This is a genomic window from Mangrovibacterium marinum (assembly GCF_003046625.1).
Taxonomy (GTDB): domain Bacteria; phylum Bacteroidota; class Bacteroidia; order Bacteroidales; family Prolixibacteraceae; genus Mangrovibacterium; species Mangrovibacterium marinum.
The window spans coordinates 45,752-59,955 of the sequence record NZ_QAAD01000007.1; the positions used below are offsets into that span (position 1 = coordinate 45,752).

Genomic DNA, 14,204 nt, shown 5'->3' on the forward strand with positions numbered 1-14,204 from the left:
ATGAGTTCAACAAAAAAACGTATTGCTTTTAAAACCCTCGGTTGCCGCTTAAACCAATACGAAACCGATGCTTTGGTGTCGGACTTCGACAAAGCGGGTTACGAGATCGTCGACTTTAAAGATCGGGCCGATGTGGTGGTGGTAAATACCTGCACGGTAACCAACCAGAGCGATCAGAAGTCGCGCAATACCATCAGTCAGGCAGCCCGGAACAACGAAGGTTCGGTGGTTGTGGTAACCGGCTGTATGGCCAATAATTACAAGGAAAAGCTCGAAGGCGAGGAGAAGATCACTTATGTGGTGGAGAACAACCGCAAGGGATCGATTCTGAATTTGGTGGATGCGCACTTCGGCGGAGAGGTGATGCACCCTGCCAAACTGCATGCCGATGTATTTCAGTTTCATGCGGTGGATAAGAGTTTGCACACCCGCAGTGCCATTAAAATTCAGGATGGCTGCGACAACTTTTGTACTTTCTGTATCATTCCGTCGGTTCGCGGACGGGCCACAAGCCGCCCCATTCCGGATATTATCGAGAATGTAAAAGATACCTTGGCCAATGGGTTCAAGGAGTTGGTGATTACCGGCGTGAACATTGGCCGCTACGATTGGGAAGGCAAGCGTTTTGAAGATGTGCTGGAAGCCATTCTGAATGTTGAGGGTGATTTCCGCGTTCGTATTTCATCGCTCGAGCCCGATGGCTTTAGCGACGACATGGTGAAGTTGTTTGCTCATCCGAAGATGACACCACATCTGCACCTGTGCCTGCAAAGTGGTTCCGACAAGGTGCTGCTGCGCATGCGCCGCATGTACGATTATGCGCGCTTCGAGCATGTGGTGAATCTGTTCCGAGCGGAATATCCCGATTTCAACTTTACAAGCGATATGATTGTGGGTTTTCCCGACGAGAGCGAAGAGGAATTCCGCGAGAGTGTGGAGGCCGTGAAGCAGTTTGGCTTTGGCCATGTGCACACCTTTAAATATTCAGTTCGTCGCGGCACCCGCGCCGAGCGAATGCCCAATCATATTCCGGAAAAGATCAAGACCGAACGCTCGGCCATTCTGCGCGAAGCATCGGAGGACTGTCGCGATCAATTTCTGAACTCCTTCATTGGTAAAACCCAAACCGTTTTAATTGAAGGTATTGACGACAACGGAATTGCCAATGGTTATGGCGAGCACTATATTCCGGTTCACTTTCAGGGGGAAGGACTGAGCAAAAACACCTTCCACAAAGTGAAATTAATAAAGGTTGAAGGCCGTGGTGAAGATGCTTTTGTAACCGGCGAATTGATCGATTAAGCGATAATAAGAAGAAGAAATGAAAAAGAGCTCGCATCCCCGATGTGAGCTCTTTTTATTTTTGGCGTGACGCGGTTTCTAACCGCGTTTAATCATTTCGCTGGATCAGATTTGCAATCCCATCCTATTTAGCTCGGGATTTGGACTCCTGTTTTATCTGTCCTTTATGCGAATTACAAATCCGCCGCTAAAGTCGTCAGGATTGCAGATCATGACGAGCGAGAGCGGATCTCACTTTCGCGAATTTTCGCCCTTTGCAGATATTCTGTAAATTTAGCGGTCTAAAAATCAAGGGCTGCTTGTGTCGGCCTACCCAAAAACGATGATAAAACAATGAATGCTACAAACACAAAATTCACCCGATACGATGATAATGGCAAGGTGTGGTTGTCTCAAAACAGCGATCAGCCCTTTCAATTGACCGATTATGGCATAGAGCCGACGGTACTGGCTACCGAAGCTGAAGTAGGGCAGGCTATGCTGGAAGAACTTTATGCAACGGCGGCAGCCAAAGAAGGTGATATCAATATTGCCCTGTTGGGTGGCCGAGGTGCACAGCAGTTACACCGATTGTTGGGTGAGTTAGCGAAAACAAACCAGGCGGATGAGCTCCTCGCCCGTCTGAACGTGTTCACGCAGGATGCATTGGCCCCGATGGCTATGGGCAACGGTTTGAGTTTTGTTCGGGATTTTGAGCGCATCCTGGGCGATGCTTTTTTCGAAAAGATTAAAAGCTTTACGCCCATGCGGACCGATACGCCGGATTTGGAGTCAGCCCTGATTGACTACTTGACAAAACTGGAAGAACTGGGAGGATTGGATATCTTTTTTATTGGTCACGGACCGGAGGAAAATGCAGCGTCGCACCTGGCTTATATCAAACCATTCTCGGGAGCACAGTTTCACTATCTGGCCGGCATTATCCCGATTTCGAGCAGTATTTTGGAGCACCACATCAGCAAGTTTAAAGCGGGTGGCAGCAAGGTAAGCGAGTCCGATGAAAAGGAGTGTCGTTCGGCCGAATACATTCTCACGCTAGGGCCCGCTGCGATTTTGCAGGCAAAGAAGATTGTGCAGTCGGTGGTCGATGCCGATTCGGCTCCGGCGAAGGTGCAAACTTATGCCAATGTGCTGAACACAACCTTCAGTACCAATGCCGATGAAGTTCTGGAGCAGTTAAATGCCAATCCTGGTTTATGGATCAGGCTGCATTCGAATACCAAGTCGTTTATTTTGCCCAACCTGGGATTATAAAGGCAGTTGCGGTTACTTCTTCCGCCTAATGAAATAAGATTATAGCAAGTATGAAACAAAAGGAACTAACAGCCTTATCAGATCAGGAATTATTGCAAGAGGCGAAGAAATTGAAGTCGGCTGCCCGAACGAATGCCGTATTAATTGGATTTCTGATCGGAATTATAGTTTACAGTATCCTCAAGAATAGCTTCGGGTTTTTAACCTTGATCCCCTTATTTTTGGTTTATAAGTTGGTGAATAACTCGAAATACGATAAAAAAGAGTTGGAAGCCATGTTGACAGAGCGAAAATTGAAATAGGAAAGGATCCAGGTTGTTGGAACCCGGTCTGATAGGATTCAAGGGACGGAAGAATGAGTTTCTCAGGCAGTAATTTGCAGTCGATATAAAGAGAAAACAGGCAAAGCCGCAGCCCTGCCTGTTTCACTCTTGAGAAATTATTTCGAATTGTAGCATTCTAGCTCAATAAAACTCGAACAAAGGTCTTCCGTTGGCATCAAATTTCACTTTTAGCACGCGTGCATGGCGGTTAGGGTCGTATAAGGGATCTGCCACGATTTCTTCCAGCGGGCGGGTGTCGCTTTGGGGCACAACTGCCGGGTCGCCAACGGCATTTTCGTAGTCGCGGGCATGGTAAATGCACAAGGGGGTCCGGCCGTCCTCGGCAATGGTAAAACAGTTGTGTCCGGGGCCATATATTTTCTTGTCGTAGTCGGTGGCCAGTACCGGGTAACGCGATTTCTTCCACGAATTACGGTCCAGCAGGTCGGCTGTTTCATCGGCTTCCATTAAGCCCATACAATAACAGGCGCCTGTAGCGCTGGCCGAAAAGCTAATATAGATCTTGCCGGCATTTTTAATCACGGCCGGTCCTTCATTCACCCAAAAGCCAATGCGTTCCCAATCGTAGTCGGGGGTTGTCAGCATAAATTGAACGGTTTTCAACTTAACGGGCGATTCCATTTCGGCTAAATACAGGTTCGAAGCCGCAAATTGTCCTCCGGTTTTCTCGGCCCAGCAGTAATAGCGTTTGCCGCCATTCTCGAAGATGGTTGCATCGAGCGAAAAATCGATAAAACTCTTCTCGTCGCCGTCCGCAGCCTGCATTTGTCCCAGTTCGATCCATTCATCGTTTAGCGGGTCTTGCCCGGAGCATTCCAGCACGTAAGGGCGCAGTGCCCAGATGTCTTCTTCTTCGCTGGCGGCAAAATAAATATACCATTTACCGTCCAGATAATGAATCTCGGGCGCCCAGATATGCCGGCTCATCGGCCCCGTTTCGTGCTTAAACCATACATCGAAGGTCTCTGCATCCTTCAGCCCGGCCAGCGTTTTCGAGCGGCGCAGCTCGATGCGGTCATAAGTCGGCACCGAACCGGTGAAATAATAATAGCCGTCAGTATGTTTGTAAACGAACGGGTCGGCGCGTTGCTCGACCAGCGGCGCATTTGTTGCTGTCGTATTCATTAAATATGTATTTGAGCTTTAATAACAGTTTCGTAGTATTCGTCGGTAATTTTGTATTGCTTAATCAGCAAGCCGTTAATAACATGGAAGACGGCAGGGATAAGCGTGAGCATGAGTGCAATGCCCAAAAGGGCCGTGTCGGATTGAACCGGGTTTGGAATGCCCTCGGTTGGTGCCGTGTAGTTAAAGGCGCTCAGCAACAAGCCAACAACGCCACCGGCAATACCCATTCCGGCTTTCTGAGCAAATGAAATGCCCCCGAAGGCCAGTCCCGAAACGCGAACGCCGGTTTGAGCCTGTCCATAGTCCACCGCTTCGGCAATGGCCGTCCAAAATACCGGGGCATGAACATCGACTACCAGCGATAGGATGAAGTATAACACATAAGCCAGCATCATGCTGTCGGGCTGTGGTTTAATCAGGAAGAACATGAATGCACTGAGGATGCCTACGCCAAACTGAGAAATCCAGAAGAGTTTCACCTTGCAAAAGCGTTTGGTAATTAAGGTTGAAAGCGGCATGGCCAAAATGGCTGCGGCCACACCTGTTCCCATAAAGGTTGACTGCACAATCTCGTCGCCTCCCAGGTAATATTTGGCGTAATAAATAGCTACCGACGCGCGGATAACATAGCCTGTGGTTCCCGACAAACACGAACCAACCAGCAACATCCATTGCCCGTTTTTAACCAAATACTTTAGTTGCTTCAGGTAAGGCGTTTTTTCAACGATATGCTCCACGCGCTCTTTGGTTGTTACAAAGCAAAACAGGAACAGCAGGGTTCCCATTAAGGCCATCACACCCATGGCCAGTTGGTAACCACGGGCCAGATTGCCGGCGCCCAGGCTTTTGGCCATAATAGGCACCAAGATAGAAACCCCGAAGGCGGCCACTTTGGCAAAAAACAACCGATAGCCACTGGCCTCCAACCGCTCCTGCGGATCGTTGGTGAGCACACCAATCAGCGAAATATAAGGAATGGTAACCGAGGTAAACATGAGGGTAACCAGGATATAGGTGGCATACGCCCAGATGAGCTTGCCGGCATAATCGAAGTCGGGCGTGGTGAAGGTCAGGAAAACGGAGATGCCGAACGGAACCGACAGATAAAGAAAGTAAGGCCGGAAACTCCCCCATTTTTCGGATTTGTATTTATCAGTGATGATTCCCATCAGGGGGTCGCTGATGGCATCGATTAAGCGGACCAGCCCAAACATTAAGGCAACATCGGTTGGTTTAATACCGAAAATGTCAGTATAAAAGTAAGTAATGATCAGGAACATGGACGAGATGACCACATTGACGGCGGCATCGCCCGAGCCATAACCGATCTTTTCAAGAATGCTTAGTTTTTGAGATTTCATTGGTTTGTTGCTAAATAAAAATTCGTTTGTGTTTGTTTGCCAAGTCTCCGGTTGTTTAATCCGCGCATCAATCGGGCGGAAACAATTGTCGGTTTCAACCCTTGCTTTCACCCTTTGCGGATAGGCGGGGGTACGACTTGCACTTCAGCACAAAGATTGCTGAATTGCGAAAGAAACAGGTGGATGATTGGTGCCGATAGGTGGAGTTTTGAGTAAAGCGGATGCGAATTTGCCCTCCTGACGGGGTAAAATGCCGGTCAGCTGAGGTGTGGCGACCGGCTGCTTTCGTTACCGCGGTAGCGGGGGAAATAGATAGTGCGCAAGAAATTCCATTTTTGACTTAAAAGAAGGTACTTTTGAGCTCTCTTATAAAATGATGTTTAAACATGCCTTTCATTCTATTTAAAAATCGTCGGTTAAACAAAGCAACGTATGCCTTAAACAGCGGTAAATACCAACAGGCACTTAAGCTTGCACAGCCTTTGGTGAATTCGCGCAATAACGAAATTGCTTACCGGGCAAATTTCATTGGTGGTTTAGCACTGTATAAACGAAAGAAATACGATGATAGTCTTCCGTTTCTCGAAAAAGCATGCCAGCTAGGGAATTACCGGCACGATTGGTACAACCTGGCCATGGCTTCGGTGTTTGCCGGCAAATTAACAGAGGCTGACGAGGCATTTAAAAACATCTATCGTACCAATGTGCAACCCGGCTATGTATATGCTGTGCCGGTTCCGGGTTTGCTTTTTCAATATATGAAAGCTTTAAAGCGCAACCAGTTTATCGATGCCGCAATAACACGGGCAAACGAGTTAAAGCAGATGTATGTTGGTGTTGGATCGGATACCACGAAACAAGTTCAGAGAGGGCTGCCCGCCTACCCCGCCTTCCGAGTGGAAGTTGAATCCTTATTTCACCCGGAAAAATTTATTGTCTGGGAAAAAGACGTTAAAGGATAGCACCAGGTTTATCCCTCCGCTGCCGAACGATTGTATCGTGTGGCGAAATAAACTAAACCACGCGAAGGATTCGCGCGGTAGCGGTGTTCGTGCGGTAGCGGTGAAACTACTTCGTAACTTTCGTTTCCCCGGCTTCAATCGAATCCTTTTGCAGTAAGCTTTTGCGGATGATGTCTTCCTTTTGAAATACATTGAAGAGAATCTTTCCCATTTTTTGATGTCCCTCGATGCTCGGGTGCAGGTGATCGGTGAAATATTGAAGGCTGTCCTGAAAAGGAGTGTGAAAATCGACGACTGTCAGCTGATTGTTGCGGGCAATGGAATCGATTAGCGGAATGGTGTAATTTACCAGTAGGGTATCGTTATGCGGGCTGGTTGGCGAATAGGTATGTCCCTCAAAAATCGGGGGAGGCAGGCATACCACAACCGTAACGTTTGGATTGATAGACCGGAAAGTGTCGATCATTGCCTGGTAGTCGTTGTAAAATTCCTTTTGAACCAGATCGAAAAGTACCGGCTTCGAGTCATTGGTTCCCAGAGCAATTAGGCAGATGTCGGGCGCAAAGTCCAAAGCCTTCTTGAAGGCTGGTTCAATCCAGATGGGCTGAGTGCCATGCTTGGTCATCATGCGCCCCGATACACCGGCGTTTAAAATTTCGAGCGTATCGCCGTAAATTGCAGTCATAAGCTTCCCGAATTGCGTGGCGTACGAAACCTGCAAGTCTTTTTTACCATGATCGTAAACCCCGGCGGTAATGCTGTTGCCAATGCAGGCCATTTTCACTTTACTGGTTTGGCCATTAGCCGACGTAGCCGCCATAAAAAAAGCCATGGCGCACCACAGCATTGCAATACGGGTTTTCAGAAGAAACATAGTGTCTGGTTTTTTAGTGAGCAATCATCCAAGCTTGGTTAGACGATCCGATTGAGCGTTAAAAGTAGGATTAATTTTTCTTTTGGGCGCGAATGGAGGGCTCAAAAGCTTTGTCCGGCTACGATTTTTGCAGGTTTATTCGAGGCTAACTGTCATATTTTTGAATGGAATGTTTTCTGTTGCAGAAAAGCCCGTTCAAATGGTTTTCATACAGCAATTAACGGCACAGCTCTTTTTTCCAGCAAGGCCAATGGAATTTGAAAATGGCGCAAAGATCGATTCTGTCAAGGTGTAATTGTGTTGAATGTTCATTGCTCGTGATTTTTGATCAGGCTTAACCGTATGAGCTGTTTTGCTTGCCTTTTCGTTTGTCGAATATCATTATAATCCAGGCTCAGTTTTTCATTTTGCTGATCTGTTTTTAATGTCCTCCACTGTTTTTTTGAAAGCCCGAATACTCCAATTAAGGGAAATGGTCACCTTATGCGTCTTTGCTTTTGACCGTCTTTTGTTGGTTGAAGGACTGAAGCTTCTTGTGTTTTATACAATTCTTAAAGCTGTTGAAAATTGGCTGCCAGGAGTTTAGAAATTTCCTAAATAAGCAAATCGGATGTTTTTGGATATTTAGTGTAACTCGCATGTAGCTAGTTGTTTGTTGGTGGTTTGTTCGTGATTGCAGCTTTTGGGTTCATCTTCGGGATTGTACAATTTAAAGAAAAAACGTACTTTTTACCTTTAAAAATCGAAAGACGAATAATTTCAAACTTAAACGATCAAATAAAATGAGATTTCTGAATTTTCTTCCCGCGATTTTCTTGCTTGGGATTTTGGCCTCCTGCCAACCCGCCAAAAAGAAAGCCGAACCTTTTGCAAAGGGCGAATTTAAAAGCTGGGCACAAACCCCGCCAATGGGCTGGAACAGCTGGGACTGCTACGGACCGACCGTTGAAGAAGCCGAAGTAAAGGCGAATGCCGATTATATGGCTGAAAAGCTGAAAGACTACGGCTGGGAATACATCGTGGTGGATATCCGCTGGTTTGTGGAGAATGATAAAGCCGGTGGTTACAACCAAACCGACCCGCGTTATGTGATGGATGAATACGGGCGTTACCAGCCGGCTGTCAATCGTTTCCCTTCGGCTGCCGACGGGAAAGGTTTCAAAGAATTGGCTGACTACATTCACGCCAAAGGTCTGAAATTCGGTATCCACATCATGCGCGGAATCCCGAAAGTGGCCGTTGAAAACAAACTGCCTATTCTGGGAGCTGACGGTATTACGGCCGATCAAATTTATTCAACCGAACTGCAATGCCAGTGGTTGCGCGACAACTATACGATTGTTGCCGACAAACCGGGAGCGCAGGAATATTACAATTCAATTTTCGATATGTACGCCGAATGGGGTGTTGACTTTGTAAAGGTTGACGACCTTTCCCGTCCGTACCATAAAGGCGAGATTGAACTGATCCGAAACGCGATCGACCAGTGCGGACGCCCGATTGTGCTGAGTACTTCGCCGGGTGAAACGCCGGTTGAAGATGCCGACCATGTAAAAGAACATGCCAACATGTGGCGTATGGTCGATGATGTTTGGGACACCTGGCCTCACTTTACGCACTTGATTGATATTTGCCAGAAATGGTATCCTTATATCGCTCCGGGAACCTGGCCCGACTGCGACATGATTCCTTTGGGACGTATTTCGATTCGCGGCGAGCGTGGCAACGACCGTATGACCCGCTTGACCAAAGATGAACAATACTCGCTGATGACTTTGTTTACCATTTTCAAATCGCCCTTGATGTTTGGTGGTGATCTGCCGAGTAACGACGATTTCACCCTTTCGCTTTTGACCAATAAAGAGGTGCTGAAGATGCACGCTGAAGCCACCAATGTGCACCAATTGTTTAAAGAAGATGGCAAAGTGGCCATTGTTTCGGAACACCCGGCGAATGGCGACAAATACATGGCGCTCTTCAATATTGCCGACGAGCCGCAAACCATTACCATCGATATGACGACGCTTGGCTACATCAGCGATTGTGGCCTGGTGAACCTGTGGACTGGAGAAGATTCCGGGCAGATTTCGGGTGAGTACAGTGTTGAGTTAGCACCGCATGCCAGTGCCCTTTATAAACTTGTTTACTAAATAGTGCGATTCAACCATGAAATTACAAGCAACGATTATGCTGTTTATTGCGATTCTTGTGGGATCGCAGGTGCGGGCTAACGAACCGGATTCAGCCTACGTTTTTTCGTACGCGACACTAAAAGATAAGGGGCACAACGGGCTGCATTATGCCTGGAGCGTCGACCGCAAACACTGGACCGGCATTGGCCCGGAATTTCGCTTTCTGTTTTGTGACTTCGGAACATGGGGCCCGCAAAAGCGGATGATTACGCCTTTCTTGTTTCAGGACCAAAAAGGAAGCTGGCACCAGATCTGGAGCCTGAACGAAACGATAGGGCAATTTGCTCACGCAGCAACCGATGATTTATTTACCTGGCAACCGCAGGAGTATCCGGAAGTGATGACCAAAGGCAATGTTGTGTTGCCGGAAGTTTCGTATCAACCGGCAGAGGATAATTATCTCGTTACCTGGTTGAGCGATCAGGATGGCGAACAAAAGGTTTTCAAAACGACAACGACTGATTTCAAAAATTATACTGAAACCGTTGAAGGAAGCGAAAGCGACCGCTTGAACGCTCGGGAAGAAGTGATGATTGACGGTGAGAAACAGTTGGGCGTGGTCGCGAAAGTTCCCTGGTCGCTTCTGCAGGGGGCTATTCAATTTTATGATTTGACCAAGTACCACGAGCAGCAACGCGCCGAGCGATTGACGGATGATGCAACCCGCTTTGCCAATTTAAAGCCAGTGGATGCTGAAATCACAGCGATTCCGGAAGACAAAAAAGCGATTAGCGATATGCTTATCGGCGTTTTTTTCGAAGATATCAACTACGCTGCCGATGGTGGTTTGTATGCCGAGCTGGTTCAAAACCGCGGTTTTGAATATACGCCGGCAGATACCAAAAACAGAAACCCGGATTGGAACAGTTCTTATGCTTGGACGTTCATCGGGCAAGAGGATGGTTTTACAATTGACACGGTGGCGCCGGTTCATCCGAACCAGAAACACTATGCGGTATTGACGATTGCCAAAATTGGCGATGCGCTTCAGAACGAAGGCTTCGATGGTATCGCCTTGAATGCCGGCGATAAATACGACTTTTCGGTATTTGCCAAAGGACTGGATGGCGCCAAAGGAAAGCTGTTGGTGCGTCTGGTTGACGAAAATGGAACGATTTACGCTGAAGGCATGAGCAAATCAGTCGGAGCTGATTGGAAAAAACTGACGCTAACCGTGACTGCTAAAGAGGCTGTTGCCAAAGCGCATTTGCAGGTCATCCCTCAGTTCACCGGGAAAGTGGCCCTGGATCTGGTTTCGCTTTTCCCGGAAAAGACGTTCAAGGGGCGCAAAAATGGACTGCGCGCCGACCTGGCTCAGACCATTGCTGATTTGCATCCGCGTTTTGTGCGTTTCCCCGGAGGTTGTGTTTCGCATGGCGACGGCTTGGATAACATCTACCGTTGGAAAAACACCATTGGTCCGCTGGAAACCCGCAAGGGCGATCGCAATATCTGGAATTATCACCAGTCGATGGGACTCGGTTATTTCGAATATTTCCAGTTTTGCGAAGATATTGGCGCCCAGCCGCTGCCGGTTATTGCTGCCGGCGTGCCCTGCCAGAACTCGTCGACCGGTGGTCACGGCCAGCAAGGGGGAATCCCGATGTGCGACATGGACCAATATGTGCAGGATATCCTCGATTTGATTGAATGGGCCAATGGCGACAAAAACTCCCGGTTGGGAAAACTGCGCGCCGAAGCTGGTCATCCGGAACCTTTCAACCTGAAATATGTGGGTATTGGAAACGAAGATTTGATCAACGATATTTTTGAAGAGCGTTTCACGATGATCTTCAATGCCATCAAGGAAAAGCATCCCGAGATTGAAGTGATTGGTACGGTTGGACCATTTTCGGAAGGAACCGATTATCGTGTGGGCTGGGAAATTGCGTCCAAGTTGCAAGTGCCTTTGGTTGACGAACATTATTACCAACCACCGGGCTGGTACTTGAATAATCAGGATTATTACGATCGTTACGATCGCACGAAACCCAAAGTGTATTTGGGTGAATATGCCACGCACATTCCCGGTCGCAAACTAACGACTGAGACAGCACTGTGCGACGCGCTGCACCTGATTAATGTGGAGCGAAATGCCGACGTGGTGCACATGACTTCGTACGCGCCTTTGTTGGCCAAACATGGTCACACGCAGTGGAACCCCGATTTGGTTTATTTCAATAACACCGAAGTGTTCCTGACACCGGATTACTACGTGCAAAAGATGTTCGGGCAGAATTCCGGTCAAGAATACATTGGCTCTCAGTTGAGTTTGAGCGATAAGGCTCAGGATGTGAAAAAGCGGGTGGTGACTTCGCTCGTTCGCGACGCCAAAACCGGCGATTACATTCTGAAACTGGCAAACTTGCTGCCGGTAGCGGTGAATTCCACAATCAATCTGGCCGACCTGCCGATTGTGGCGGGCGATGCTGAATTGACCATTCTGGAAGGAGAGGTTTCCGACCAACACGCTAAGGCGGAAACGAAGACGATTGCGGTTTCTTCGGACTTTGAATACAGCCTGCCGGCCTATTCATTTTCTGTTATCCGGATGAAAGCAAACTAAAACGAGGCATAATCAACGAAATACGAGACAATGAATACTTCTAAAAAACAGAAATATCTTTCACTGAAAGGGATTGGCATTTTTGCCGTTCTTGTGGCGTTCCTAAGTTCATGCGAACCGGCAAAGTCAGCCGACGATGAGCTTTCGGCCTACCTGTTCACTTATTTCACCGGAAACGGACCGGGCGAAGAAGCCATTCATTTTGCGGTGAGTACCGACGGTTACAATTACCGGGCACTGAATGACAATCAACCCATCCTGGATTCGAAGCAGATCAGCACCTCCGGCGGTGTTCGCGACCCGCATATTTTGCGCGGTGCCGACGGCAAATCCTTTTATATGGTCGCTACCGATTTGTATGTGACCGAGCAGGGCTGGAATAACTACGCCATGATCCTGATGAAATCAATCGACCTGATCAACTGGGAGACTTCGGTGGTGAACATCCCCGAGGCTTTCCCCGATGAATTCAGCGATGTCAATCGAGTTTGGGCGCCGCAAACCATTTATGATGAAGCTGCCGGCAAGTACATGGTTTATTTTTCCATGAAGCAGGGCGACAATCCGGATATTATCTACTATGCCTATGCCAATCCGGATTTTACCGGTTTGGAGGAAGCGCCAAAGCAGTTGTATTTCCCACCGACTGAAAGCAATACCAAGGCTTGTATCGACGGCGATATTATCCCGTTCAACGGTAAATTCTACCTCTTTCACAAAGCTGAAGACGGAAATCCGGGCATCAAGCTGGCAATTTCGGATAAGCTGACGGAAGGCTACCAGTTGGTGAGCGACGAGCGCGTGGATTGCGAAACCAATAAAGTGGAAGGCTCCGGCATTTTCAAACTGAATAATTCGAATGACTATGTTTTGATGTACGACGTGTACACCAGCGGGCGTTACCAGTTCACAAAAAGCAGCGATCTGCAGCATTTTGAGGTTGTTGACCAAGAGGTGTCGATGAACTTTCACCCGCGTCACGGAACGGTGTTGCCGATTACCGGAAAAGAGTTGAAACGCCTGATTGCGAAATGGGGAACCTTGGATGATCCGTTGATCGAGGCGACTTCTGCACAATTGAAAAAGCTGAATATTGATGTTAAAGGTGAGGCCAAAACCATTCATCTTCCTGTAAAACGGGGAACGGATCTGGCAGCTTTCGACCCGCAGTTTACATCTTTCCCGGGCGTAACGGTGGCGCCGGAAGAGCCGCAGGATTTTACCAACAGCCCGGTTGAGTACACCATTACGGTTGAAGGCAAAGGGGAGGCAGTTTACAACGTATCGGCTTCGGTGGATCACAACCCGGTGCTGGACGGTTATTATGCCGACCCTGATATTCTGTATTCCGAAAAAACAGGTAAATACTACATCTACCCAACGACCGACGGATTTGAAAATTGGTCGGGATATTATTTCAAAGTGTTCTCGTCGGATAACCTGGTTGACTGGACCGATGAGGGGATCATTCTCGACTTGCACAAAGATGTGAGCTGGGCCGACCGCAATGCCTGGGCGCCGTGTATTGTTGAAAAGAAGATTAACGGCGAATACAAATATTTCTACTATTTCACGGCTGCCCAAAAGATTGGTGTGGCTGTAGCCGACAATCCAACAGGTCCTTTCACGGACAGCGGAAAAGCACTAATCGACTTCAAAACGCTTGGTGTGAACCGCGGGCAGGAGATTGATCCCGATGTGTTTACCGACCCGAAAACAAACAAAACCTACCTGTACTGGGGAAATGGCTACATGGCTGCAGCTGAATTAAACGATGACATGATCTCCCTCAATATGAAAGCGCTGAAACAGATGAATATTGATGGTACTTTCCGCGAAGGTTCGTATGTGATTTATCGCGACGGAAGCTATTATTTCTTCTGGTCGGAAGACGACACCCGCAGTCCGAATTACAAAGTGCGCTGGGCAAAATCGGACTCGCCGTTGGGTAAATTGACGATTCCCGAAAACAACATTGTCATTCAGCGCGACGACGAAACCGGCATTTTCGCAACCGGCCATAATTCGGCCATTCAGATTCCTGGAAAAGATGAGTGGTACCTGGTTTATCACCGCTTCAGTTACCCGAATGGCGTGAAAATGGGACGCCGTGGCGGTTTCCATCGCGAAGTTTGTATCGACAAGCTGGAGTTTGATGCCGATGGCAATATCCTGGAGGTGAAGCCGACTTTTAAAGGAATTGATCCGGTGAACTAATTCT

10 protein-coding genes are annotated in these 14,204 nt (G+C 48.0%); 7 read left to right on the top strand and 3 right to left on the bottom strand.

Annotated elements, in window-relative coordinates; genetic code table 11:
* The 3 genes from mtaB to C8N47_RS08250 all read left to right on the top strand — a co-directional run bounded on the left by mtaB (nt 1) and on the right by C8N47_RS08250 (nt 2,858).
* Entirely contained in the window at nt 1–1,302 is a 1,302-nt protein-coding gene (mtaB, locus tag C8N47_RS08240) for a tRNA (N(6)-L-threonylcarbamoyladenosine(37)-C(2))-methylthiotransferase MtaB (protein WP_107822077.1), read from the top strand.
* Between the two features lie 333 nt (nt 1,303–1,635).
* Nucleotides 1,636–2,556, top strand: a complete 921-nt coding sequence (locus tag C8N47_RS08245) for a sugar phosphate isomerase family (RefSeq protein ID WP_107822078.1) — start codon at nt 1,636–1,638, stop codon at nt 2,554–2,556.
* 50 nt (nt 2,557–2,606) lie between these two features.
* Nucleotides 2,607–2,858: an FUSC family protein gene (locus C8N47_RS08250; protein ID WP_107822079.1), complete on the top strand. Its 252-nt coding sequence runs from the start codon at nt 2,607–2,609 to the stop codon at nt 2,856–2,858.
* Between the two features lie 162 nt (nt 2,859–3,020).
* On the opposite strand, the gene C8N47_RS08255 is transcribed toward C8N47_RS08250, so the two are convergent.
* Complete coding sequence (locus C8N47_RS08255) at nt 3,021–4,025, bottom strand: glycoside hydrolase family 43 protein (RefSeq protein ID WP_107822080.1); 1,005 nt, start codon at nt 4,023–4,025, stop codon at nt 3,021–3,023.
* Nucleotides 4,025–5,389 carry an MFS transporter gene (locus C8N47_RS08260; RefSeq protein WP_107822245.1) on the bottom strand — a complete coding sequence of 455 codons (1,365 nt, stop codon included), beginning with the start codon at nt 5,387–5,389 and terminating at the stop codon, nt 4,025–4,027. Before C8N47_RS08260 ends, C8N47_RS08255 begins: the two co-directional genes overlap by 1 nt.
* A gap of 386 nt (nt 5,390–5,775) precedes the next feature.
* Here C8N47_RS08260 and C8N47_RS08265 point away from each other — a divergent pair, with 386 nt between their 5' ends.
* Nucleotides 5,776–6,351 (top strand): tetratricopeptide repeat protein, encoded by a 576-nt coding sequence (locus C8N47_RS08265; protein WP_107822081.1) that lies wholly within the window; start codon nt 5,776–5,778, stop codon nt 6,349–6,351.
* A gap of 106 nt (nt 6,352–6,457) precedes the next feature.
* Here C8N47_RS08265 and C8N47_RS08270 read toward each other — a convergent pair whose 3' ends face one another.
* Nucleotides 6,458–7,225 (bottom strand): GDSL-type esterase/lipase family protein, encoded by a 768-nt coding sequence (locus tag C8N47_RS08270; RefSeq protein ID WP_107822082.1) that lies wholly within the window; start codon nt 7,223–7,225, stop codon nt 6,458–6,460.
* A gap of 782 nt (nt 7,226–8,007) precedes the next feature.
* Here C8N47_RS08270 and C8N47_RS08285 point away from each other — a divergent pair.
* From C8N47_RS08285 to C8N47_RS08295, 3 genes are read left to right on the top strand one after another with little or no spacing between them, the layout of a single operon-like run.
* Complete coding sequence (locus C8N47_RS08285) at nt 8,008–9,375, top strand: glycoside hydrolase family 27 protein (RefSeq protein WP_107822085.1); 1,368 nt, start codon at nt 8,008–8,010, stop codon at nt 9,373–9,375.
* Between the two features lie 16 nt (nt 9,376–9,391).
* Complete coding sequence (locus C8N47_RS08290; protein WP_107822086.1) at nt 9,392–11,983, top strand: alpha-L-arabinofuranosidase C-terminal domain-containing protein; 2,592 nt, start codon at nt 9,392–9,394, stop codon at nt 11,981–11,983.
* Between the two features lie 30 nt (nt 11,984–12,013).
* The gene (locus C8N47_RS08295) at nt 12,014–14,200 is read left to right on the top strand and encodes a glycoside hydrolase family 43 protein (protein ID WP_107822087.1); all 2,187 of its coding nucleotides are present in this window, start codon (nt 12,014–12,016) and stop codon (nt 14,198–14,200) included.
* The last annotated feature ends 4 nt before the right edge of the window (nt 14,201–14,204 follow it).